This window comes from Roseixanthobacter psychrophilus (assembly GCF_043195195.1).
Taxonomy (GTDB): domain Bacteria; phylum Pseudomonadota; class Alphaproteobacteria; order Rhizobiales; family Xanthobacteraceae; genus NCEH01.
The window spans coordinates 83,294-105,228 of record NZ_JBAFWT010000017.1 but is presented as its reverse complement, the minus strand read 5'-3'; the positions used below and the strand labels follow the sequence as shown (position 1 = coordinate 105,228).

Here is a 21,935-nt window from a genome sequence, read left to right as displayed (position 1 = left end):
TTCTTGACTAAGAAGCCCTCTCGTTTGAGGAGGACATGGGGCCCGCCACAGCCGAAGCTATGCCGCCTCCCGGGCAATGGCCGCCATGCGCTCGTGCAATGTGGCATGATCCACGTGTGTCGCGCTGTACCTTATTGTCATGTGATAGAAGCCGGTGTCTTTAAGCGCCCGCCACTTGCCCATCCCGTGACAGCCCATGAGATGCACGGCAGCTTTCCGCTCGGCAGCGGGCGTCACCACCTCTTTCCCAGGAGGTTCTTCAGAGCAACATCGTAGACATGGTATCGGCCAGTCCGGCCAGCATGTGCTCCAGCTTGCCGTTATCGTCCTCAAGAGCCGTGAAACGCTTGGCCATCGATACGTCCACCCCCAAAACGCGCCTCCCGCTTGTAGAGTCAGGCGTCTATGCCCCATGCTTGCGGTGCAACTCAGATACTGGGATTCCGTCTCCGTGCTCCTTTAGGATCGATAATGTGCTCTTCCGAAAAAAAGACCGCGCTTCATGTTTTGATTCTCATGTCAGGTCAGGAACAAACGGCCCAATCGATTGAGCCTGAGAGGTAATGTCACTCACAAGAAATTGCCGATATTATTCCAATCAGTTTTCGTTGGTCGTGGGGTGGAGACATCGGTACAGATTTCGATTCGTCACTACCATCCAACATCAAGACGGAGGGTTGTTTGCTAAATCGGATAGAAATATCTTCATTTTTAACCTGGAGTAACTTCTGCTGACCATCCGATAAAATGGAAATGACGGCAGGCGGCCAGTTTTCCGGGCGAACTATTGTAAATTTAACCTGCTGCGATCCAGACGGGCAAACTATCGTGGTCGCACTGTCAGGCGTGATCCAACCATCAGATGTAACTCCTGCCGTGATCGGCAGTGTACTTTTAAATTCCCATAGTTTATTATCGTAAATAAAATCGATTGAGGCTTTTGCTTCGTTGTATGGCCACAACATAGTTTGGAATATATTGTTGCGATCTTGTATTCTCTCGGGAAACCCAAGTAAAATCGGAGCTTGTTGAGCAAATTTTTCTTTCCATAATTTGAAGTAAGGAGCCTTCCTCCAGTCTGCATAATAGCCAGCCATTGCTCCAATTATTATAAGTATAATTGAGATTATTTTTAGTGCGCTGGTAATCGGCTTTGATTCGGATAGCGTGGTCCATAAATAATACAGAACGGAAATTGAGATAAATTGCGTATGCACCATATACCATTGACCGAAAGCACCATCGGCTCCGTTTCGATATCGAAATATGGCGACCACTGCGATGTTGACGATCGAATAGGCAGATAAGCTAACGACAAATGCTTTTCCGCGCGCAGGAAAAAGCGCAAATGCACACCAGAGCTGAATTGTCCAAAATATGAGAACAACACCAGATAAGTAAAATGGCCAGAATTGGCCGGTCATCTCGAAAAAAGCTCGCCCAATAAGGCTGGATCCAACCATGAGGATTCCAAATTGAGCAATTTCTATTAAATTCAGTCCGAACGAATTCGGTCGATTGACAAGCAGAGATCCATACAACGAAGTTATGAAAATGTAAACTAAAAGCGATAGTATAATAACAAGTATACTTTCGACAGTTAAGCGATTTAATGTTTTATATTGAATAATCCACATTAAAATTATGGTAAAAAGACCTGCGATGCTTCCGATAGCGTAGCCACCTAGAAATAAAACGATAGATAGTGGAACCAAAACAAAGAAAATGGGGAGAGTGCGACGATTATCGCGGCATAGAGCGGTATCTAAAATTGCAGCGGCGGCAACAAACATGGTGACACCGATGGCTGCCGCCAAAGCCATGCCCCACTGTGGATTGTGATTAGTGGATAGTGCAATTAATGCGGCGCATGCGGCCGCCATATTTCTTTTGAGAGGTGCTTCTGGGGTGGTTTGATAAAACTTATAAATGAGGATCGCAGTTGTTATCCAGAGTGTAAGAGCATAGACCCAGCTATCGAATCCACCCCATATGCCAAATAAATAATAGTTGACGCCCAGAATTAAATTATATCCAGGAAACATATGTTCCCCGTATACGGTAAAAAATCCTTCGGGCGTCAGTGTATTGTTTACTAGATTTCTTAAGAATGGCAGATGTAAAAACTGAGATTCAAAGAAGACATCCGCATTTTGCGCAAAAACATAAATCACATAGAGAAATGATAATATAGCAAAAAATGATACAGTTAGTATTGAGGAGAGTTTAAATCTAGATTCAAGAGCATTCAGCTCCTTGAAAAAAGTCATGCCGCACTCCCAATTTTAGCCACACATATAATGGTCGCTGAGTAAATGTCCACTCCCGAGCGCGACCAAAGGGGCTTTGAAAATCGCCATATGCAAAACCCAGCGCTCTGAGCATGACGATGCCCGGTTTTAGGGTGGCGGTCGCATTGATGCTCTCAACGAGATTTCCGTGCCCGGCGCGTTCGGCATCTTCCGTGACGTTGCCGCCAAGTTTTATGCAGCAGAGAGTTGGTTCGGGCGGTTGGATTTGGCCTTGTCGGCCGGGTGAGCGACGGGATCTGGCACGGAGCTTTTGGCTTGGCGCAGCGGCAGATCCCGTCGCGGGTGGAAGGTGGCTGCGAAAGCGGACGGTGTCTGCCAGCCGAGGGCGGAGTGGGGGCGTGATCCATTGTAGTCGGACCGCCACCTGCCCAGGGTTGCTCTGGCCTGGCCGAGCGCCGAGAACAGCGTCTCGTTGAGAAGTTCATCGCGCAGGCGACCGTTGAAGCTCTCGATGAAGGCATTCTGCATCGGCTTGCCCGGCGCGATGTAATGCCACTCGACCTGTGCCGCGTCCGCCCAGGCGAGGATGGCGTTCGAGGTGAACTCGCTGCCATTGTCGCTGACGATCATCTTCGGCCGGCCGCGGTCAGCTATCAGTCGATTCAGCTCCCGTGCGACACGCAGGCCGGACAACGATGTGTCCGCCAGCAAAGTGAGGCATTCCCGGGTGCAGTCGTCGACGACGGTGAGGATGCGGAAGCGACGGCCACAGGTGAGTTGGTCCGACACGAAGTCGAGCGACCAGCGCTCGTTCGGCCGCATCGGGATCGTCATGGGGGCCCGCGTCCCGATGGCCCGCTTGCGGCCACCACGGCGCCGCACCTTGAGACGCTCCTCGCGATAGAGCCGGAACAAGCGCTTGTGGTTGACCACGAAGCCTTCCCGTCCCAGCAGCACGTGCAGGCGCCGATAGCCGAAGCGCCGTCGCTCATGGGCGATGGCTTTCATGCGCTCGCGCAGGGCGGTGTCGTCCTCCCGCGTCGTCTTGTATCTCATGGTCATGCGGCAGAAGCCGGTGGCTTTACACGCCCGCCGTTCGCTCATCCCGTGATGGACCACCAGATGCGCGACAGCTTTCCGCTCGGCTGCGGGCGTCACCATTTCTTTCCCAGGAGGTCCTTCAGCGCAACATTGTCGAGCATGGCATCGGCCAGCATGCGCTTCAGCTTGGCGTTCTCATCTTCCAGCGCCCGCAGCCGTTTGGCCTCGGACACCTCCATCCCGCAGAACCGAGCCTTCCACTTGTAGATGCTGGCGTCACTGACCCCGCGCTTGCGGCACAGCTCGGAGACCGGCACCCCAGCCTCGTGCTCCTTCAGGATGGAGATGATCTGTTCTTCCGTGAAGCGGCTCCGCTTCAGGTCCAGGTCCTCACGTCGGGCCAGAACGAACTTCACTATGGATTTGAGCCAAGGGGCAACGTCAGCCAACCAATCCCCTACCACCCCAAAGCTTTCAGCACGGCGGCTCCGGGGGCCAGCATCACGAAGGCCCAGACCAGGGCGCTCAGCACGTTCGCCACCTGGAACGGGATCTGCGGCATCGCCAGGATGCCCGCAACGAGGGGAACCACCGCGCGGGCGGGGCCGAAGAACCGGCCGATGGCGACGCCCCAGATGCCGAAGCGGGCGAAGAAGCTCTCGCCCTGTCGCACCAGGTCCGGCCGGCGCGAGAGCGGCCAGAACTCCTTCGCGCGTTGCTTGTAATGCAGGCCGAACCAATAGGAGAGCGCATCGCCCAGCACGGCGCCGCACACGGCGGCGAACCAGATCGACCAGAAATCCAGCCCGCCCGCCGCGATCAGGGCGCCGATTCCCAGCAGCAGCACGGTGGCCGGGATCAGCAAGGACAGGAAGGCGATGGATTCGCCGAACGCCAGCGCGAACACGACGGCCGGGGCGAAGGATTGGCAGGTGCGAATGAAATCCAGGACGGGCGCTGCGTAAGCGTCGAAGTCGATCATGAGGCCTCCGCTGGGCTATTTCGTTCAAACGCGATCCCGCCGCAAGGGGCGTGCGATGCACAAAATGCGAGTCCATGCGGGCTTTGCCTTGAAATCATCACGGATCTGGGCCATATGGCGGCGTGTAGCGGTCGGCGGCGCAGATGATGCCGGGCAGGTCGCTCTCGGGCCGCGTAGCGGAACGCTCCGGGAATGCCTCATTCCCGTCGGCTTAAGCCCGATATTCATTTTATTGATTTCGACAGCCCAGGCCACGCGGGGTGTCACACACCCCCCGCGAATGCGCGTGGCGCGTGGACCTTGTCCCGCGCCTCGGGTGGCGTTCGCCGCACGAAAGACAGAGCTTGACCTCTTTTTCCGAACTCGGCCTTGCCGAACCCCTCGTCCAGGCCCTCACCGAAGAGCGCCATATCACGCCGACGCCGATCCAGGCCCAGGCGATCCCTCAAATCCTCGCCGGCCATGATCTGATCGGCATCGCCCAGACCGGCACTGGCAAGACCGCGGCGTTCGCGCTGCCGATCCTCGACCATATGGTGCGCCATCCGCGCCGGCCCGAGCCCAAGCACGTGCGCGTGCTGGTGCTTTCGCCGACCCGCGAATTGTCCGGCCAGATCGTGGAGAATTTCGAGAAGTTCGGCCGCCATACCGGCCGCACCGTCGAACTCGCCATCGGCGGCGTGCCCATGGGTCGCCAGATTCGCGCCCTGCATCGCGGCGTCGACGTGCTTGTGGCCACCCCCGGCCGCCTGCTCGACCTTGCCGAAAACCACGCCGTGAAGCTCGACGCGGTTGAGGTGTTCGTGCTCGACGAAGCCGACCAGATGCTGGACATGGGCTTCGTCCATGCCATCCGCGCCATCATCCGCCGCCTGCCGGCGAAGCGCCACAATCTGTTCTTCTCCGCCACCATGCCGTCCGCCATCGCGGACCTTGCCGGCTCCATGCTGCGCAATCCCGTGACGGTCTCCGTGACCCCGGCGGCCAAGACCGCCGACCGGGTCGAGCAGCACGTCATGCTGGTGGAAAAACAGGGCAAGCCGGCCCTGCTGGCCGAGCTGCTGGGCGGCGAGGGGGTCGAGCGCTCGCTCGTCTTCACCCGCACCAAGCACGGCGCCGACAAGGTGGTGAGCGCGCTCGCCAAATACGGCCGGCCCGCCGAGGCGATCCACGGCAACAAGTCGCAGAACCAGCGCGACCGTGTGCTCGCGGCGTTCCGCGAAGGCACTGTGCGCACCCTGGTGGCCACCGATATCGCGGCGCGCGGCATCGATGTCACCGGCGTCAGCCACGTGTTCAATTTCGACCTGCCGAACGTGCCGGAATCCTATGTCCACCGCATCGGCCGCACCGCGCGTGCCGGCCGCGAGGGCATCGCGATCTCGTTCTGCGACGGCGAGGAGCGCGCGTACCTGCGGTCGATCGAAAAGCTGATCCGCATGCAATTGCCGCTGACCGACCGGCGCTCCACGCCCGGCACGGCGCCGATCGTCGATGCCTCGGCCGGTGCGCCCGTGCGCAACAAGCCCGCGGGCGGACGTAGCGGCGCGCCGAGCCAGGGACGCGGCCCGCGTCCCGAAGGTCGGAGCCAGGATCATCGTGGCGACCATAGGGGTCACGAGGGTCGCGGTGGACAGGATGCGCGGTCCCACGAAGGACGCACCCACGAAGGACGCACCCACGAGGGTCGTTCCGGCGAGGGGCGCAATGCGGGTGGTCCCTCGGGCCGCCCTTCTGACACGCCGCGCACCGGTGCGCGGCAGGATCAACGGGTTGCTCGCACCCCCGGTGGCCAACGTGGCTCGTCGGAAATCGGTGCCGTGGGCTTCATGCGCACCGGCGGTCAGCCGGCAAGCAGCGGCAAGCCCGGCGCAGCATTCAAGCGCCCGCGTTGAAATCTGGGGTAGCTGGAGAAGACTATATGGCGAAGGAAGAATTGCTGGAGTTCGAAGGAACGGTCACGGAAGTGCTGCCAGACGGCAACTTCCGTGTGCGGCTCGACAATGATCATCAGATCCTGGCCTATGCGGCCGGCAAGATGAAGAAGAACCGCATCCGCACCATTGAAGGGGACCGGGTGGTGGTCGAGATGTCGCCGTACGACCTCGATCGCGGTCGCATCAATTTCCGCCACAAGGCGGAAGGCAATGCCCCCCCGCCCGGCGCCCGCCGCCAGCAGAATTTCCGCCGCCGCTGATGCGCCTGCGGGCTTCGGCCCGCACCGCTTCGCGGGGTTGATGGTTCGCGTGTCGCCTGACGGGGCATGCGAGACTCGACGTGCGCCCACCGCCGGCGCGAACAATTGGATGCCCGTGCACGGGTGAGAGGAGCGCCGCCATCCCTGGGATGGCGGCGTTTTCGTTGGGATAGGCCCGCCCTGATTCCGGAAGACCGCTCCGACCAGGACACGACCGCACCAGTGGCGATCGGGAGGAGGGGAGGCAGGCCTTCTCGGTGCGCGGGGCGCTCGGCCGGTGCGCGAATCGTGTTTTCCGCACGCGCCAGGAACGAAGCGGCGGTCATCGCTGGACGACGAGCCCGGATCGGGCGGCAGGGGAATTCACCGCATCGTCCGACCACGGCTCTGGCCCGACCCGAAGAAAGAAATCCGGCGCGCGGCGCCGCCTGTGGATCCGCATCAAGCCTTTGAAGACAATTGAAAATCGTGATTTTCATGGGGTCTTCTGGGCGTAGCTCTGCCGTGTGCAGGGAATAAAGCGCGGCCACGCCCTTGTTGTGACGCAGTTTGTGGGTATGGTGCGTGCATCCCGGATAGAGGTGCCGCGCGAAAGTGCGGAATGGGACACGCGGACGGATGTACTCCGGTATCCGAACTCTCTCCCGGGTGCTTTTTTCGCGGCCGCTGGTGAAGACCGTGGCGCGAAAGGGGCTGGGACAGTTCGTGCGGCCTGCCTTGTTTCGTTCCCTATCGGGCCGCGATCTCAAGCCTACCCTCTTCGGACTGCCCGGCTCCCGCGTGTCGACGCGGAGCGAATGCAACGTCTGAACGGAGGCCGACATGGCCACAGGTATCGTCAAATTTTTCAACACCCAAAAGGGTTTCGGCTTCATCCAGCAGGATGGCGGCGGCGCCGATGTGTTCGTTCACATCAGCGATGTCGAGCGCTCTGGCATGAACACCCTCAACGAGGGCCAGAAGGTGTCGTTCGACGTGGTCGACGACAACCGCGGCAAGTCCAAGGCTTCGAACCTCGCTGCCATGTGAGCGGGCCTTTCCGATCCGGCCTCGGCCGGATCGGTTCCCCATGTCTTTTTCCGGCTCCGGCCGGATTTTTCGTTTTTCCCTCGGAAATTCAGCGCGTTACATAGACCTTCGCACCGATCCTGACGCGATTGTACAGGTCGGTGACGTCATCATTGGTCATGCGGATGCAGCCTGAAGACACGGCCTGGCCGATGGTATCCGGTTCGTTGGAACCGTGGATGCGGTACAGGCTCGATCCAAGATACATGGCCCGCGCGCCCAGCGGATTGTCGATGCCGCCCGGCATGTAGCGGGGCAGGTCGGGACGGCGCCTCAGCATCTGCGCGGGGGGCGTCCAGGACGGCCATTCCTTCTTCGCGCTCACGGTCTTTACACCCGCCCACTGAAAGCCCTCGCGGCCGACGCCCACGCCATATTGAATGGCTTGGCCCGGCGCCATCACGTAATAGAGGCGGCGCTCGTTGGTGCGGATGATGATGCTGCCCGGCTTGTATTTGCTGTCGATGGCCACGACTTGCCTCGGGATCGGCGAGGTGCCGGCGGTGACGCCGAAGGACGACGTGCCGAACAGCTTTCCAAAGCCGAAGATGTCGAAATTGTCATTGGCTTTTGCCGGCATCGCCCCGATCACGAGGGCGGCAAATGTGGCGACGGCGAAGGTCTTCAAGGTCATGGGGACCCACCTCGGTCAAAAATGTCGCTGGCAACGCACTGTCCCCAGCGTCACCACGGATGTCGCCTCAAATGCGGCGCTCATGCAACCGATTTGTGGCGGGCGGGTTCCGTACGGAACGCATCTGTGATCGAGACCGACTCTCCAAAAATCATTACCTAACGGAAGTCGATAGGTCCGCTATGAACCGCCCCAGCTCGGCGTTGAACGCCTCCGGCGCCTCGAGGAAGGGCGCGTGGCCGCACTGCGGGAATGGCGCGAATTGCGCGTGCGGCACATGCTGCAGGATGCGCTGCGACATGTCGGGATGGATCACCTGGTCCTTCAGCCCATGCACCACGAGCACCGGACGGGTGATGGCGGCAAGCTCCGGCCCGTAATCCGCCGGCCGTCCGCTCATGGCCGCCCTTACCTGCGGCGGCGTCATCATGTTGGAAGCCAGCGCGATCTCGAAGCTGTCGGGATCAGGCTGCACCTCGAAACATTTGCGCAGGAACGCGCGGGTCGCGGCGATCTGCGTCGCCGGGTCGTCGCTGCCCATCAGCCGCATGAGATTGTTGCAGGTGCCGAACAATTGCCGCTCGGTCGCTACCACCCCGTCCACGAACACGAGCGCCGCGAGCGCATCCTCGCCATGATGGCGGAGATAATCGCCGATCACCCGCCCGCCATAGGACCAGCCCACCAGCACCGGCCGTTCGAGCCCGAGCTGGGCGATCAGGGCGGCGATGTCGCCGGACCATCGCGTATCTGCCTTGTAATGGGCGGGATCGAGCGGCTTGTCGGAGGCGCCGTGCCCGCGCAGGTCGAACGTCACAAGCCTGAGATGGGCCAGCGCCGCGCTCTCCACCTGGCGCTGCCAGCACAGGCCGCTCTGGCTGTAGCCGTGGATGAACAGCACCGGCCGCCCGTGGGGCGCGCCCCATTCGCGCACCGCCAGCCTGACGCCGTCGGGCGCTATGACCTCGGTGGCGCGGCAGGGCGGGGCGGCGGCGAGATCGCCCAACGGGTCGTTCATGGCGGCCTCAGGACAGGAGATGGCCCATGGCGATGCCCGCGAGGGCGGCACACGCGGCGACGGAAAGGGTTTCCAAGGCGGTGCGCACTACCGGGCGCTTCGCCACCAGGCCACGTCCTACCCCAAGCACCAGCAGGAGCAGCGCCGTCACCCCGAGGGAGACGATGCGCGCTTCCTCCATGGGCAGCAAGGCGAACGGGATGACCGGGGTGAAGCCGGCGAACAGGTCGGAGACGAACATCCAGAACGCGTGCCCCGCGGGGGAGGCATCGTCATTGGCGTCGGGGGCGAGCGCGGAGCGTAGCGCGGGCACGGCCTGCGGGCTGCGGCCGAGGGCGGCGCTGATCTGGTCCACGTCCGTGGGCGCGACGCCGGCGGTGCGCATCGAATCGCGGATCGCGGTAAGGGCGGCGGCGAGTTCCGCCCGCTGCTGCGCCGGTGCCGCCTGCGCGCGCGCCCGGCGGGCATCGCGCACCGACTCGGCATCGAGATAGGAGCCGGCCATCATGGAAACCGCCGCAGCGGCCGCGCCGGTCGCGCCGGCGATGAGAACCGTCTTGCCGTCGCTGGTGGTAAGGGCGACGCCGAACACCAGGCCGAAGATGGAGACGGTGCCGTCCTCCATCCCGAAGACGATCTCGCCGATGGAGGCCTTGAACGATCGCGCGATCTGATCGAACACACCCATCTGCCCGCACGCCTCCTTTTTGCCCCAAGGCGCCGCCAGCGCCCCGCTCAAGACCGGGAGCTCTTAGCACGTCTGCCCGCCACTGTGACGCCCATGCTTGCTTGTTTAGAAAAGCGGGTTGAGCAAGGGCAGGGGGCGGAAGGGGCCGGGGCAATGAACAGGATAAGTCTAAGTCTTCTCCTGCGACGCGCCTGAGTCTCAAGCTGCCCCGACGCGCCCCGCCAGCGGCAATCGGGTCGTGCGTCGCCCAGGCGCCTCGCGCTCGGCGGATGCCATCCTTGTTGTTGCGGACGCAAGGGAACGGGAGCATCCAAAGGGCGTTACTGAGGCAATCGCACATGTCGTGCGCCTCAGGAGAGAACGCCAATGGCCCAGGAAAAGTCGCTTCAAGATTTGTTCCTCGATACGCTCAAGGACATCTATTACGCCGAAAAGCAGATCCACCGCGCCCTGCCGAAAATGGCGCGGGCGGCCCAGTCGCCGGCGTTGAAGAGCGCGTTCGAAACCCATCGGGAGCAGACCGAAGGGCAGATTGACCGGCTGGAGCAGGTGTTTGAGCTGGTGGGAAAGCCTGCGCGCGGCAAGGCGTGCCCGGCGATTCTCGGCATCATCGAGGAAGCCAAGGAAATCATGGAGGATTTCGAGGGCACCCCGGCGCTTGATGCGGGCCTGATCTCTTCGGCCCAGGCGGTCGAGCATTACGAGATGGCGCGCTACGGCACGCTCAAGACCTGGGCCGGCCAACTCGGCATGAAAGAGGCCGTATCCCTGCTCGATGCCACGCTGATGGAGGAAACCAAGACCGACAAGGATCTCTCGGTTCTGGCCATGCGCAGCATGAATGCCAAGGCGGCCTGACACGGCCTCTCGCGATAGTTCGCGCTGCGCGCAGCGCTCCGCCGCATCGCTCACCCTGACCCGCGGCCGCGCCATTTCGGCGCGGTCGTTCGCGTGTGAATGCACGCGTTCAGTTCGTTTGAATTTGAGTCTTGAGGATGGGAATGGTGGTCGATGTAGGGATTGAACCTACGACCCCTCCCGTGTGAAGGGAGTGCTCTCCCGCTGAGCTAATCGACCGGCCATTTCGGTTGCCGTCTGGCAGGAGGCAGCGATTTACGGCCACCACGCCGGGGTGTCAAGGGCAGGGGCACCTATCCACAGCCCGATGGACACCACGGCCGGGGCGCCTCAGGCCGCGGGATGGCGCAACAGATCGCGCACCGCGCCCTGAAGTTCGTCGAAGTGATTGATCAGCGTGTCGGCTCCCAGATGGGCGGGGGCGACCTCGGTATAGCCGAACGATACGGCCACCACCGGCACGCCCGCGCCCTTGGCGGTGGCGACATCCGTGGCGCTGTCGCCCACCATGAGCCCGTAACGCCCGGTGCCGCCGGCGGCGGCGAAGGTGGACAGCAGGGGCAGGGGGTCGGGCTTGGCCTTGGCATAGGTGTCGGCGCCCGTGATCGCGGCGAAGCGCTTGGTGAGGTCGAGCCGGTCGAGCAGCAGGCGGGCGAGGTATTCCAGCTTGTTGGTGCAGACCGCGAGCAGAGCGCCCTCCGCTTCCAGCGCGTCGAGCGCATCGAGCAGGCCGGGAAAGGGGCGCGACTGGTCGGCGATGTGGTCGGCATAATGGGCGATGAAGCGGCGCGTCAGGGCATCAAGTTCGTCCTTGGGCGGCATGATGCCGTTGTGCTCAAGGGCGCGCACGATCAGCATTCGGGCGCCGCCGCCGATCATGTTGCGCGTGGCTTCGCGATCCACGGGGGCGATGGCGTAATCCGCCAGCACCGTATCCAGGGTCGCGAGCAGGTCGGGGGCGGTGTCCACCAGTGTGCCGTCGAGGTCGAAGGCGATGACGGGGCGCGACTGTGGCATTGCGAAGATCCTTGCAGCTTCGGCCGAGCATTTCGTGGCCGCTGGCCCGCTTGCCTACAATCCTGCCGCTTTTGCTGTCCAGCGTCCTGCGCATACGGCACCCCCCGAGGTGCGACGCGATGGAGAGGTCTATGGCAGAGCTGGCTGGACGCGGCAGGGGAATTACGGGGCGGTTGCTCGTTGCGGCGGGCTGCCTTTCGGCAGGGCTCCTGGTCGTGGACGCGGCGTTTGCCCAAACGCCCGGCAACTTCTCGTTCGGGGCGCCGCCCTCGGCCCAGGCCAACCGCCTGTATTCCGTCAATCACCAGACCGGTGAGGTCTCGGCCTGCCAGTTCGAGCGCCCGGACAGTGCGCTGGTGGGCATCACCCGCTGTTTCCCGAAGGGGGAGGGCGCGGGGGCGCAGAAGCCCGGAACCTATGAATTGGTCTCGACCCGCTTTGCCGGCGAGACCGGAATCTTCCGCGTCAATGCCGAAACCGGTGAAATGAGCGTGTGCTATGTGCGGGACGTGCCGAAGAGCGGCGGCGGTGCAGCCGAACCCATGGTCCTGTGCACGCCATCGGCAAAATAGCCGCGAACGGCGCCGCCACCGGTGTGGCGGCTTGTCGGCGGGGCCGATCAAGGCTAGCAACCGTTCAGCCAGCCAACGCCAGCACCCGGAAGCCAACATGGCAGATGCCGAAGACCTGAAGCGCCGCGCCGCCGCCCGCGCCCTCGAATTCGTGACCGATGGCATGCGGCTTGGACTTGGCACCGGGTCCACCGCTCGGCATTTCGTGGATCTGCTGGCCGAGCGCGTGCGCGGCGGCCTGAATGTCGTGGGCGTTCCCACGTCCGAGCAGACGCGGGCACAGGCGGCCTTGCTCAACGTGCCGCTCGCCACGCTGGACGATCTTCCCGAGCTTGATTTGTGCGTCGACGGCGCCGACGAGGTCGGGCCGGATCTCGCCCTGATCAAGGGCGGGGGCGGGGCGCTGCTGCGTGAGAAGATCGTCGCCAGCGCCGCGCGCGAGATGATCGTCATCGCCGATGCGTCGAAGCATGTAGCGACTCTTGGCCGCTTTCCGCTGCCCATTGAAATCGTGGATTTTGGCGTCTCGGCCATCACGCTGCGGCTGGCGCGCGCGCTGGAGGCGGCGGGCTGCGCCGGCGATCTGGTGCTGCGCCGGGTGGGCGGGCAGACGCGCTTCGTTACCGACCAGGGCAATCTCATCCTGGACGCCCATCTCGGCCGCATCCCCGATCCGGCGGCGCTTGCCCGCGCCATCGAGCAGGTGGCCGGCGTCGTGGAACACGGACTTTTTCTCGGCCTCGCGCGCCGCGTCATCCTGGCAGGTCCGGGCGGCATCGAGCTGCTCGAACGGTCCGCCTGAACCCAATCAAACGGAGAAGAATATGCGCCCCTCGCTTGCACACCGTCTCGGCGGCGGCCTGTTCGCCCTGATCCTGACCACCGGCCTCGCCATCGCCCAGCAGCCCGCCGCAGCCCCCGCGCCCACGGCGGGGCAGATGCAGGTGGCTCGCGACCTGGTGAATGCCAATGGCGAAGCCCGTGCCTTCAATGGCGTCATCGCCAATCTCGTGGATGGAGCCGCGCTCGGCTTCCTCCAGTCCAATCCGGATCTCGCGCCGCAGTTGCGCGACGTGGCCCTGGCGCTGCGGCCTGAGTTCGAGAAGCGGCAGGCTGAGATCATCGACATGGTTGCCGCCTCCTATGCCCAGCGCTTCAGCGAGGCAGAGCTGAAGGAGGCGCTTGCGTTCTACAAGTCGGCCACCGGCCAGAAGATGGTGAACGAGCGCCCCATTATCGTGCAGCAGGCGGTACAGAACATCCAGGCCTGGAGTTCCAAGCTCAATGCCGACGCCATGGAGCGCATCCGGACCGAGATGAAGAAGCGCGGCTACGATCTGTGAACTGACGGGCCGACAAACGAGGGTCGCCGCCCGCGCGCCGAAGCCGACTATGGCGTAACGTGCGGCGGCCCGAGGGCATCGGTGCGCGGCGCGCGGCTGCCCTCCGGGCGCTTGGCGATCCCGGCGTGCAGGCTGTTGCGCGCGAGGTTGGGATTGTAATGCGGGTCCACCAGCGTGGAGGTGCGCCATAGCGCCTCCATGCGTGCGCGCTGCGCCTTGAGCCGCTCGCGATGAGCCTTGCTGCGCCGCCGCCCGCGCGAGGCGGATTCATGGTGCAGGAGCAAAGCGAAGGGCGTCCACACCACCTCGTATCCCGCCGCCCGCGCCCTGAGGCACAAGTCGATATCGTTGCAATCCTCGGCGAAGCGCACCGCGTCGAGCGGCCCGATGCGGTCCCAGCAGTCCCGGCTCACCATCAGGCAGGCGCCTGTCACGGCACTGAGATTGTTGCGCGAATGCAGGCGCCCGAGATGCCCGCCCATGTCCTCGGCGCCATGGGAAAACCAATGGGCGGCATAGCGGAACAGCCCCGCGATCACTCCCGCATGCTGCAGCGTTCGGTCGGGAAACAGCAGCTTCGCCCCGATAATGCCGGTGTCCGGCAAAGTGGCAAGGCTGACCATTTCGTCCAGCCAGCCGGGCTCGACCACCTCGATGTCATTGTTGAGCAGGCAGATCAAGGCGCCGGAGGCGGCATCCACGCCCGCATTGCAGATGCGGGGATAATTGAACGCGCCCTCATCGCGCACCACCAGCGTGCGCGGCCAGGCCGCCTTGATCTCCTCGAACAGGGCGAAGGTTTCCGCTTCGACCGAGCCGTTGTCGACGATGACGATCTCGAAATTGCGGTAGGCGGTGAGCGCCACCAGCGAGCGCAGCGCCACGCCCATGAGGTCGGCCCGGTCGCGGGTGGGGATCACGAACGAAACCAGCGGCGGCGGACCGGCCGGACGATAGAGCGGGCGCAGGCGGTTTTCCTTGAGGATCTCTACCGGCATCCCGGTGGCGTCCTCCAGGGCCCGCGCCGCCTCGCGCGCCTGATCCTGGGAGGCAAAGCCCGCCCAGCCGCCCGGTCCCTCCCGGCCAAAGGCCACGCGCGGAATATGGCGGATGGCGGTCGCGGGCAGGGCCCCCACGGCCCGCAGCAGCAGATCATAGCGCCAGGCGAGCGGCAGATAGGCGCGCGCGCCGCCGATGGCCCGGAGGTGCGTTGTGCGCAGCGCCACGAGGTCGCCGAAATAATCCACGCTGCGCAGCAGGTGCCGGTTGAAGGCCGGCTTGAATATGCCGTCGTGCGGGGCGCCGGTTTCGTCCAGCACCTCCTCATCGGTATAGGCGAGCATGCAATCGGCATGGGCGGAGAAGGCGGCGCGGATCATGGCCACCGCATCGCGCGTGGGCCGGCCGGCCGGATCGAGCAGCACCACGACCTCGCCGGTCGCCGCAGCAAGCAGGGCATTCAGCGTCAGCGGCGCCGAGCCCGCGTTAGGCAGCACGCGCACCCCTTGCGCGCCGCTGAGCGCTTCGAGCGCGGGCATGGTTTCACCGGGCAGGCCGATCAGCCATTCCCACCGCGGGTCGCTCTGCGCCTGTAGCGTGCTGAGGCCGGCGGCAAGAGCATCGGCGGGGAGGGCGGTGTCGAGTACGCTGAGGAACGACACGGTCGTCCCATCGGCGGCGAGGGGGCCGTCGAAGTCCGAGACATATTGCTTGCGATAGCGCCGGTAGCGCCGTGCCGCCTGGATCTGGCGCGCCGGCGAATCGGCAAAGAGAGACGCATGCATGCCGCGCAGGTCGCGCGCCGCCGCTCCCGCCGCTCGCCAGCGTCGCAGCGGGGGGAGGCCGGGAAAGGCGCCGTACACGAAGGCATGAAGCTTCAGCCAGAGTTTGCCTCGGGGATAGAGACCGAGACGCAGGTCCGCCGGGCCGGTTGCGACGATGGCAACGGTGCCGCGCGGCAGCAGGATCGCCGCCACCGGCGCGGTGAGGCGCGTGTCGCCGATGACCCGTCCGTCGGCGCCGAGAAACGCCAGCTCCAGCCCGATGTCGAGGCCTGGGAAATCGCCGGAGATTTCCACAGCGAACACGTCTTCGCGCACCGCGAGCCTCGTCCGCCAGAGCCACGGCAGGCGGAAGCGCCGGGCCGGGCCGGGCGCATCTTCGGCGCGAAGCCAGAGGGGGGAAATCTCGGAAGGCATCAAGATCCGTTCTACGGGAAAGAGCTGCGGGCGCTGTCTTTTTGTCTTGAAGCACCCCGCGCCGCAGCCCGCAAGCGCCCGCCCAGCCATGCGGGCAGCGCGCTTGACGGCGGGAGCAGGGCGTCTACATCTCGGCAAGGCCACGAATGCCGAGCCACGAAGGCCAAGAGGAGCATGCCATGTCCGACACCGAAATCGACCTGTTCGTCATCGGTGGCGGGTCCGGCGGCGTGCGGGCCGCGCGCATCGCCGCGCAGCACGGCGCCAAGGTGATGGTGGCGGAGGAATACCGCATGGGCGGTACCTGCGTCATCCGCGGCTGCGTGCCCAAGAAGCTGTTCGTCCATGCCGGCCGTTATGCGCAGGACCTCAAGGACATGGAGGGCTTCGGCTGGAGCGTGGAGGGCGCGCGCTTCGACTGGCCCACCCTGATCGCCAACAAGGACCGGGAGATCGGCCGACTGGAGGCCATCTACCGCCGGAACGCGGAAGCGGCCGGGGCGACGATCGTTGCCTCGCGGGCCGTCGTTGAAGGGCCGAACACGGTCCGCATCGTCGCGACGGGCGAGCGGGTGCGGGCCAAATACATCCTGATCGCCACCGGCGCCCATCCCGCGCTTGGTCCCGCTCTGCCCGGCTGCGAGCTGGCGATCACCTCCAACGAGGCGTTCAACCTGCCGGCCTTGCCGAAGCGCATCCTGATCCAGGGCGGCGGCTATATCGCGGTGGAGTTCGCGGGCCTGTTCAACGCGCTCGGCTGCGAGGTGACGCTGGTGCAGCGCGCCGAAATCATCCTGCGCGGCTTTGACGACGACGTGCGCGCCCATCTGGCGCGCGAGATGGAGCATGCCGGCGTCCGCATGCTGTGCGGGCGCACGCTCACCTCCATCACGGCGATCGAGGGCGGCAAGCGGGTGCTCTTGTCGGACGAGACCGAAATTGACGTCGACGAGGTGATGCTGGCCATCGGCCGCGTCCCGAACACCCGCGATCTCGGCCTCGAGAGCGCAGGCGTGGAGCTGGACCCGGTGGGAGCGGTGAAGGTGGATGCGCATTCCGCCACCAATATCCCCTCCATCTATGCGGTGGGCGATGTCACCAACCGCATCAACCTCACGCCGGTGGCGATCCGCGAAGGCCATGCCTTCGCGGATACCTTGTTCGGCAACAAACCCTGGCAGGTAGACCATTCGCTGATCGCGACCGCGGTGTTCAGCGAGCCGGAAATTGGAACGGTGGGCCTGTCCGAGGCCGCCGCGCGCAAGGCCGGCTTCAAGCTCGACATCTACAAGACCGATTTCCGCCCCCTGAAGGCGACGCTTTCCGGTAATCCGAGCCGCACCTTCATGAAGCTGGTGGTCGATGCCGACAGCCAAAAGGTCCTCGGCTGCCATATCCTGGGGGATGCGGCCTCCGAGATGATTCAGCTCGCAGCGGTTGCGCTCGGCCTCGGAGCCACGAAGGCGGACTTCGACCGGACCGTCGCCGTGCATCCAACCTCGGCTGAGGAATTGGTGACCATGCGGACCAAAGTCGCATAACACGGCCGGAGCAGCGAACCTCATGGGCCCCAGTCGCGTTGTCCCTGGGATAACGCAGGAAGGATGTGCCATGAGTGAAGTTCCCCAGATCGACGTGGACAGCACCGGCGCGGCGCCGCTCTCCAACGACGTGAATGCGCGCCGGGCCGCCGCCCCGCGGGTGGCACCGGGGATTCGCGCCCTGCCGAGCAATTACCGCACCGTGTTCCATCATCAGATGGAGGCCGATCCGCAGGTGATGCTGGCTTTGTTCGACCTCGAGGAGCCCGCGACCCTTGCCTCCGTGATCCGCGACCAGTCCCTGAGCGTGCTGCGCGCGGCAACGCAGCTCAAGCGCGAGCGCGAGGTTATGATGGACGTTGAAATGCCGCCGCTGTTGCAGCGGATCGGGCTGGAAAAGCTGCCGGCCTTTCCCAGGGACATGCTGGACGACTATTTCCGGGCGGTGCAGATAGAGGCGTAGCATCCCCGATCCGGGAGTTTCCCTGTGCAGCGCCCAGCCGTCGTTCTCTATGTGAGTGCCCTTCTTCTCGCCTGCGCCCCGGCCCGCGCCGATCCCATCACTCCGGCCCAGGATAAGGCCGGGGCAGTGATGCGGTATCAGCGGCTCGGGCCGAACGATCGCCTCGCCACGCTCGAAGCCTTTGCCGGCCAGAAGCTGAGCGATTCCGCATTCGACAATCTCGATGCCTGTACCTTACGGGAAACCACCGAGACGGACGGTGGTCGTGCGAAGCTCGCAAAGACCGTCGCCGATTGCCGCACCGAACTTCGGATGTGACATCCCGCCGATGGTATCCTGGGCAATGCCGGCTCCCACGCGGGGGCCGGCGCGTGTCTCAGGATATCACTGGCCTTGGGACGAGCTGCCGAACAGCCGCCAATGCTCCGCCCACAGCACCGCGACCATTGCGGCGGCGCCGAGGAGGAAATAGCCGAGCCCGAGCGGCAGGACCGTGCCGTCGAAGGCCCGTCCCACGACCATCCCCAGCAGCGCGCCCATCAAGGTGGTGTAGAAGCCGAGGAAGGATGACGCCGTCCCCGCCACCGCTCCGAGCGGCTCCATCGCGATGGAATTGAAGTTCGGGACAGTCAGGGCGAACAGCGCCTGACTGAGTCCGACAAGGACGCAAAAGGCGATCACCGGCGGGCGGCCGTCGAAGGCCAGCGCTGCCGCCACCTGCAGCAGCCCCAGGAGCGTGAAGCCGCACAGGCCGAAGTGAGACAGCCGGCGCATCCCCAGTCGGTTCACGAGGCGGGCATTGATGAATGAGGCCACCGACATCACCCCCGCGATGGCGCCGAAGGCGATCGGGAACAGGCGCCCGAGCTGGTAGACGTCGGTTTCGAAGATCTGCTGGGATGAGCCCACATAGCCCATCAGGGAGCCGAGCATCAGCCCCATGGCATTGGCATAGCCGAATGTGCGGCGGTTGGTGACGGTGAGCTTGAGGCCGGCCATGATCATGCGCAGGGACAATGGCACGCGGTAGTTCGGGTGCAGCGTTTCCGGCATGCGGACACCGAACCAGATGGCCAGCACCAGGCTGAGCAGCAGCATGGCGGCGAAGATCAGGTGCCAGTCGCCCAGCAGCAGGATGGCGCCGCCGATCGCCGGCGCGACGATGGGGACCACCAGGAACACCATCATGGCGAATGACATGACGCGCGCCATGTCGCGGCCCTGGAAGCGATCGCGCACGATGGCAACCGACAGCACCCGCGCCGCCGCGCACCCCATACCCTGAATGGCGCGGGCGAACAGCAGGGTATCGAACGACTCGGCGGTCATGGCGAGCACGCAGCCGGCCGCATATATCACGAGGCCGACCATGAGCATCGCCTTGCGCCCAAACACGTCGGAGAGCGTGCCGAACACGATCTGCATCACCGCGAAGCCGATGAGATAGGCGGAGATGATGAGCTGCAGGTCGTTGGCGTTCTGGACCGCGAAATGCCGGTGAATAGGCTCGAACGCGGGAAGCAGGTTGTCGATGGAAAAGGCGGTCAATCCCATCATCAAAGCGATGATGGCGACGAATTCGGTAAAGCCGGGTGCCTTCGCGCCCGGCTGCGCCGGATCGCTGTTGCGGTTCATCATGGAGAAATGGCTCGAAATCGCACCGGTGGCGGCGCAAGGGGAGGGCGTTCGGCCCGTTCTAGGCGATCAGTGCAGGATGCGCCTGCACTTTGTTGGATAAAACAGTGCCCCGGCTCTTCCCCTCACATCCCGATCAGCGCGTAGCGCCGCGCAGGTCCGCCTCAAGCTGGAGCTTGGAGGCGCCGCCGAAGCGGACCTTGTAGACTTGGTAATTCTCCATCACCCGCTGCACGTAGTTGCGGGTCTCGGAGAAGGGAATGCATTCCACCCAGTCCACCACGTCCACGTCCGGGTCGCGCGGATCGCCGTAACGCTCGATCCATTTACGCACGCTGCCGCGTCCCGCGTTGTAAGCGGCGAACACGAGAACATAATTGCCGCCGTAATTGCTCACCAGTTCGCCCAGCTCGGCCGCACCGAACTGTACGTTGTAGGACTGGTCGCTCATCAGCCGCGCCTCGTTGTAGGGCGCGCCGGTCTGCTTGGACACCTCGCGGCCGGCGGCCGGCGTCACCTGCATGTAGCCCATGGCCTTCGCACTGGAGAGCGTACGCGGGTTGAACTGGCTCTCTTGCCGGGCGACGGCATAGATCACTGGTTTGTCCACGGGGTTGCCGATGGACGTGTAGGACGGCAGCCCGAAGGTGGGGAATGCCGCCGCATCGAGCGGATGGCCCTCCACGGAGCCTTCCTTGCCGACCACAAGAACACCCCGGGTATCGTTATTGGCCTGGGCCATTTCCGCGACCATGGCGAGATGGGCGGTATCCTCCATGCGCCAGGCGAGATCGTAATAGATGGTCAGTGGGATATCCCGCTCGCCGATGGCATAGAGCAGGCGGATTGCCCGTACAGGCTCGATGCGGTCGAAGGTGGCGCGGGCCTGGGCGGAAGGTTCCGGCTGGCGGCGCAACGCCACCACCGGCAGGCCGAGGCGCGCCCGAGCCATTTGCCCGTAATAGGTGGTGCTAAAGCGCGCTGCCGATTCATAATGGGCGCGCGCGGTGCCCGTGTCCCCCATGGCCTCGGCCGCGCGCCCCTGCCAATAGGCCGCGCGCGACAGGGTGATGGGGTGCTTCTGCTCGTGCGTCATGCGCGCGAAATGCTGGGCAGCCGTGCGTGGGTCCTTCAGGAAGCGCAGGGCGATCCAGCCGGCGGTAAACTCTTCCTCGGCGCGATAATTGTCGGCGGTGGGCGTCGCGCCGCGGGCGGCCACGCGATAGGCCGTCTGGAAATCCCCCGCGTCCAACAGCTCGCGGGAGACGAGCCGCCGCTCGATCCACCATTCGTCGGCATCGACCGCCGCGGCACGGGTATCTGGGGCGCTCAGCAGAGCCTGTGCCGCCTCGGTCGGGCGATCGGCGCGGCGGGCAAGCTGGGACTTGGCAAACAGATAGGCCGGGTCGTTGGCGAGTGTGAACGGCACCGCCGCCAGCAGCTTCGCTCCGTTGGGATCCTTGCGCGCGATGGCGAGACGAGCCTGGGTGAGGGCGACGACATCTGATCCGGCGCGGGCCGCTGCGCGCATGGCGCGGTCGGTGTCCGGCTTATAGCTGAACCGGTCTGCACGGGCCTTGTGGTCGGCGCGGCTGAGGAGCGGACCGAACTCGGTCATGACCGTCTTTTCGACGCTCTCACTCAATTCGTCCTCGCGCCAGGCCTCGCGCACCAGAGCGGCCGTGGTGTTGCGGTCGCCCGAGGCGGCGAAGGCGCGAGCCAGCGCGATCTTGCCCTCGCCGGAAAGCGGGTCGGCCTCGGAGAAGAAGGCACGGATTACATCCGGGCTGCGGTTTTCCACCAGCAGCATGCGTTCGGCGCGGCGACGCAACGTGCTCTGCGTGGGCCAGCCCGGCTTTTCCTTAAGAAATGCATTTATGCCGTCGAAACCGAGATCGTTCGGCGCATTGCGGATGACGAGCCAGGTCACGAGATTGCGGGCAACCGGGTCGTTCAGGTCGCGCGCCATGGCAAGAGCCTGTGTACCTTGCCCGTTCTTTGCGGCGGTTACGGCGGAGCGCAGTGCACCCAGCTCGCCGGAGAGGGCGGCAACCGGTGCGCGCGCCGGCGCAGCGCTTTGCGCGGTATGGGCCGGCTTCTTCGCGTCCGCTTTCTTGGAATCGGTCTTCTTGGGCTCGGCCGGCTTCGCGCTGGCCTTTTTCGAATCCGTCTTCTTGGACTCGGCCTTGGATTGGGTGCCGGGCTTGGCGGGCGCGCTCTTGGTGGAAGGCTTGGAAGCGGGGGAATCGGATGTATCGGATGCAGCCATCACCGGCATGCTCCAAGCGAGGGCAATCGCAAGGGCGGTGCGGGAGATCAGGCGATGGGCAGGCGACATGGGCGTTCCTCACGTCGTGGCACGGATCGCGACTAGCGCGATGCCGTTCGACCGTGTTCTAGACCGGATGGTCGAACCTATTGTTGACGA

20 protein-coding genes, 1 tRNA gene and 1 pseudogene are annotated in these 21,935 nt (G+C 64.0%); 10 read left to right on the top strand and 12 right to left on the bottom strand.

The features are described 5' to 3' along the window. The 4 genes and pseudogenes from V5F77_RS16120 to V5F77_RS16105 form a co-directional block, all read right to left on the bottom strand. Positions 1-466: pseudogene (locus V5F77_RS16120) on the bottom strand (IS3 family transposase); the annotation flags it as partial. A gap of 100 nt (positions 467-566) precedes the next feature. Next, positions 567-2,270: a hypothetical protein gene (locus tag V5F77_RS16115; RefSeq protein ID WP_429006376.1), complete on the bottom strand. Its 1,704-nt coding sequence runs from the start codon at positions 2,268-2,270 to the stop codon at positions 567-569. 213 nt (positions 2,271-2,483) lie between these two features. Continuing rightward, a protein-coding gene (locus V5F77_RS16110) for an IS3 family transposase (protein ID WP_429006382.1) occupies positions 2,484-3,673 on the bottom strand; the annotation gives its coding sequence in 2 pieces (ribosomal slippage) (positions 2,484-3,421 and positions 3,421-3,673; 1,191 coding nt in all). Between the two features lie 77 nt (positions 3,674-3,750). Continuing rightward, positions 3,751-4,275 carry a DedA family protein gene (locus tag V5F77_RS16105; RefSeq protein WP_429006375.1) on the bottom strand — a complete coding sequence of 175 codons (525 nt, stop codon included), beginning with the start codon at positions 4,273-4,275 and terminating at the stop codon, positions 3,751-3,753. A 344-nt stretch (positions 4,276-4,619) separates the two neighbouring features. On the opposite strand from V5F77_RS16105, the gene V5F77_RS16100 reads away from it, so the two are divergent. The 3 genes from V5F77_RS16100 (at position 4,620) to V5F77_RS16090 (ending at position 7,501) form a co-directional block, all read left to right on the top strand. Beyond that, positions 4,620-6,170 (top strand): DEAD/DEAH box helicase, encoded by a 1,551-nt coding sequence (locus V5F77_RS16100; protein WP_429006374.1) that lies wholly within the window; start codon positions 4,620-4,622, stop codon positions 6,168-6,170. A gap of 26 nt (positions 6,171-6,196) precedes the next feature. Beyond that, positions 6,197-6,472 carry a translation initiation factor IF-1 gene (infA, locus tag V5F77_RS16095; RefSeq protein ID WP_012115181.1) on the top strand — a complete coding sequence of 92 codons (276 nt, stop codon included), beginning with the start codon at positions 6,197-6,199 and terminating at the stop codon, positions 6,470-6,472. Between the two features lie 822 nt (positions 6,473-7,294). Continuing rightward, entirely contained in the window at positions 7,295-7,501 is a 207-nt protein-coding gene (locus tag V5F77_RS16090; protein WP_429006373.1) for a cold-shock protein, read from the top strand. An 88-nt stretch (positions 7,502-7,589) separates the two neighbouring features. Here the strand turns inward: V5F77_RS16090 and V5F77_RS16085 are convergent, their stop codons facing one another. The 3 genes from V5F77_RS16085 to V5F77_RS16075 form a co-directional block, all read right to left on the bottom strand. After that, positions 7,590-8,174 carry a L,D-transpeptidase gene (locus tag V5F77_RS16085; RefSeq protein WP_429006372.1) on the bottom strand — a complete coding sequence of 195 codons (585 nt, stop codon included), beginning with the start codon at positions 8,172-8,174 and terminating at the stop codon, positions 7,590-7,592. 154 nt (positions 8,175-8,328) lie between these two features. Further along, positions 8,329-9,192, bottom strand: coding sequence for an alpha/beta fold hydrolase (locus V5F77_RS16080; protein WP_429006371.1), 864 nt, complete (start codon positions 9,190-9,192; stop codon positions 8,329-8,331). Between the two features lie 7 nt (positions 9,193-9,199). Continuing rightward, positions 9,200-9,880: a VIT1/CCC1 transporter family protein gene (locus V5F77_RS16075; protein WP_429006370.1), complete on the bottom strand. Its 681-nt coding sequence runs from the start codon at positions 9,878-9,880 to the stop codon at positions 9,200-9,202. A 366-nt stretch (positions 9,881-10,246) separates the two neighbouring features. On the opposite strand from V5F77_RS16075, the gene V5F77_RS16070 reads away from it, so the two are divergent. Continuing rightward, positions 10,247-10,738, top strand: coding sequence for a YciE/YciF ferroxidase family protein (locus V5F77_RS16070; RefSeq protein ID WP_429006369.1), 492 nt, complete (start codon positions 10,247-10,249; stop codon positions 10,736-10,738). A 144-nt stretch (positions 10,739-10,882) separates the two neighbouring features. On the opposite strand, the gene V5F77_RS16065 is transcribed toward V5F77_RS16070, so the two are convergent. Together V5F77_RS16065 and gph are read right to left on the bottom strand one after the other, a co-directional pair. Next, positions 10,883-10,957, bottom strand: a tRNA-Val gene (locus V5F77_RS16065). A gap of 111 nt (positions 10,958-11,068) precedes the next feature. Next, positions 11,069-11,755, bottom strand: coding sequence for a phosphoglycolate phosphatase (gene gph / locus V5F77_RS16060; protein WP_429006368.1), 687 nt, complete (start codon positions 11,753-11,755; stop codon positions 11,069-11,071). 131 nt (positions 11,756-11,886) lie between these two features. Between gph and V5F77_RS16055 the strand changes: the two genes are divergently transcribed. From V5F77_RS16055 to V5F77_RS16045, 3 genes are all read left to right on the top strand, one after another. Continuing rightward, a complete protein-coding gene (locus V5F77_RS16055) occupies positions 11,887-12,327 on the top strand; it encodes a hypothetical protein (RefSeq protein ID WP_429006367.1) in 441 nt (146 codons plus the stop codon). 97 nt (positions 12,328-12,424) lie between these two features. Beyond that, positions 12,425-13,129, top strand: a complete 705-nt coding sequence (rpiA, locus tag V5F77_RS16050) for a ribose-5-phosphate isomerase RpiA (protein WP_429006366.1) — start codon at positions 12,425-12,427, stop codon at positions 13,127-13,129. Between the two features lie 22 nt (positions 13,130-13,151). Then, positions 13,152-13,670 carry a DUF2059 domain-containing protein gene (locus tag V5F77_RS16045; protein WP_429006365.1) on the top strand — a complete coding sequence of 173 codons (519 nt, stop codon included), beginning with the start codon at positions 13,152-13,154 and terminating at the stop codon, positions 13,668-13,670. A 47-nt stretch (positions 13,671-13,717) separates the two neighbouring features. On the opposite strand, the gene V5F77_RS16040 is transcribed toward V5F77_RS16045, so the two are convergent. Beyond that, the gene (locus V5F77_RS16040) at positions 13,718-15,868 is read right to left on the bottom strand and encodes a glycosyltransferase family 2 protein (RefSeq protein WP_429006364.1); all 2,151 of its coding nucleotides are present in this window, start codon (positions 15,866-15,868) and stop codon (positions 13,718-13,720) included. Positions 15,869-16,047: 179 nt separating this feature from the next. Here V5F77_RS16040 and gor point away from each other — a divergent pair, with 179 nt between their 5' ends. The 3 genes from gor to V5F77_RS16025 all read left to right on the top strand — a co-directional run bounded on the left by gor (position 16,048) and on the right by V5F77_RS16025 (position 18,190). Then, positions 16,048-17,409 (top strand): glutathione-disulfide reductase, encoded by a 1,362-nt coding sequence (gene gor / locus V5F77_RS16035; protein ID WP_429006363.1) that lies wholly within the window; start codon positions 16,048-16,050, stop codon positions 17,407-17,409. Between the two features lie 70 nt (positions 17,410-17,479). Then, on the top strand, positions 17,480-17,872 hold the full coding sequence (locus V5F77_RS16030) for a hypothetical protein (protein WP_429006362.1): 393 nt from the start codon (positions 17,480-17,482) through the stop codon (positions 17,870-17,872). Between the two features lie 24 nt (positions 17,873-17,896). Then, positions 17,897-18,190, top strand: a complete 294-nt coding sequence (locus V5F77_RS16025; protein WP_429006361.1) for a hypothetical protein — start codon at positions 17,897-17,899, stop codon at positions 18,188-18,190. Positions 18,191-18,256: 66 nt separating this feature from the next. On the opposite strand, the gene V5F77_RS16020 is transcribed toward V5F77_RS16025, so the two are convergent. After that, positions 18,257-19,510, bottom strand: coding sequence for a multidrug effflux MFS transporter (locus V5F77_RS16020; protein WP_429006360.1), 1,254 nt, complete (start codon positions 19,508-19,510; stop codon positions 18,257-18,259). 133 nt (positions 19,511-19,643) lie between these two features. After that, positions 19,644-21,845 carry a lytic transglycosylase domain-containing protein gene (locus V5F77_RS16015; RefSeq protein WP_429006359.1) on the bottom strand — a complete coding sequence of 734 codons (2,202 nt, stop codon included), beginning with the start codon at positions 21,843-21,845 and terminating at the stop codon, positions 19,644-19,646. Between the last annotated feature and the right edge of the window lie 90 nt (positions 21,846-21,935).

What these genes read in the sequence shown, in the direction of transcription:
- V5F77_RS16030 (WP_429006362.1), top strand. Translation starts at nt 17,480, where the DNA reads ATGAGTGAAGTTCCCCAGATCGACGTGGACAGCACCGGCGCGGCGCCG.
- gph (WP_429006368.1), bottom strand. Translation starts at nt 11,755, where the DNA reads ATGCCACAGTCGCGCCCCGTCATCGCCTTCGACCTCGACGGCACACTG.
- V5F77_RS16020 (WP_429006360.1), bottom strand. Translation starts at nt 19,510, where the DNA reads ATGATGAACCGCAACAGCGATCCGGCGCAGCCGGGCGCGAAGGCACCC.
- infA (WP_012115181.1), top strand. Translation starts at nt 6,197, where the DNA reads ATGGCGAAGGAAGAATTGCTGGAGTTCGAAGGAACGGTCACGGAAGTG.
- gor (WP_429006363.1), top strand. Translation starts at nt 16,048, where the DNA reads ATGTCCGACACCGAAATCGACCTGTTCGTCATCGGTGGCGGGTCCGGC.
- V5F77_RS16080 (WP_429006371.1), bottom strand. Translation starts at nt 9,192, where the DNA reads ATGAACGACCCGTTGGGCGATCTCGCCGCCGCCCCGCCCTGCCGCGCC.
- V5F77_RS16070 (WP_429006369.1), top strand. Translation starts at nt 10,247, where the DNA reads ATGGCCCAGGAAAAGTCGCTTCAAGATTTGTTCCTCGATACGCTCAAG.
- rpiA (WP_429006366.1), top strand. Translation starts at nt 12,425, where the DNA reads ATGGCAGATGCCGAAGACCTGAAGCGCCGCGCCGCCGCCCGCGCCCTC.
- V5F77_RS16055 (WP_429006367.1), top strand. Translation starts at nt 11,887, where the DNA reads ATGGCAGAGCTGGCTGGACGCGGCAGGGGAATTACGGGGCGGTTGCTC.
- V5F77_RS16105 (WP_429006375.1), bottom strand. Translation starts at nt 4,275, where the DNA reads ATGATCGACTTCGACGCTTACGCAGCGCCCGTCCTGGATTTCATTCGC.
- V5F77_RS16015 (WP_429006359.1), bottom strand. Translation starts at nt 21,845, where the DNA reads ATGTCGCCTGCCCATCGCCTGATCTCCCGCACCGCCCTTGCGATTGCC.
- V5F77_RS16075 (WP_429006370.1), bottom strand. Translation starts at nt 9,880, where the DNA reads ATGGGTGTGTTCGATCAGATCGCGCGATCGTTCAAGGCCTCCATCGGC.
- V5F77_RS16115 (WP_429006376.1), bottom strand. Translation starts at nt 2,270, where the DNA reads ATGACTTTTTTCAAGGAGCTGAATGCTCTTGAATCTAGATTTAAACTC.
- V5F77_RS16040 (WP_429006364.1), bottom strand. Translation starts at nt 15,868, where the DNA reads ATGCCTTCCGAGATTTCCCCCCTCTGGCTTCGCGCCGAAGATGCGCCC.
- V5F77_RS16045 (WP_429006365.1), top strand. Translation starts at nt 13,152, where the DNA reads ATGCGCCCCTCGCTTGCACACCGTCTCGGCGGCGGCCTGTTCGCCCTG.
- V5F77_RS16085 (WP_429006372.1), bottom strand. Translation starts at nt 8,174, where the DNA reads ATGACCTTGAAGACCTTCGCCGTCGCCACATTTGCCGCCCTCGTGATC.
- V5F77_RS16090 (WP_429006373.1), top strand. Translation starts at nt 7,295, where the DNA reads ATGGCCACAGGTATCGTCAAATTTTTCAACACCCAAAAGGGTTTCGGC.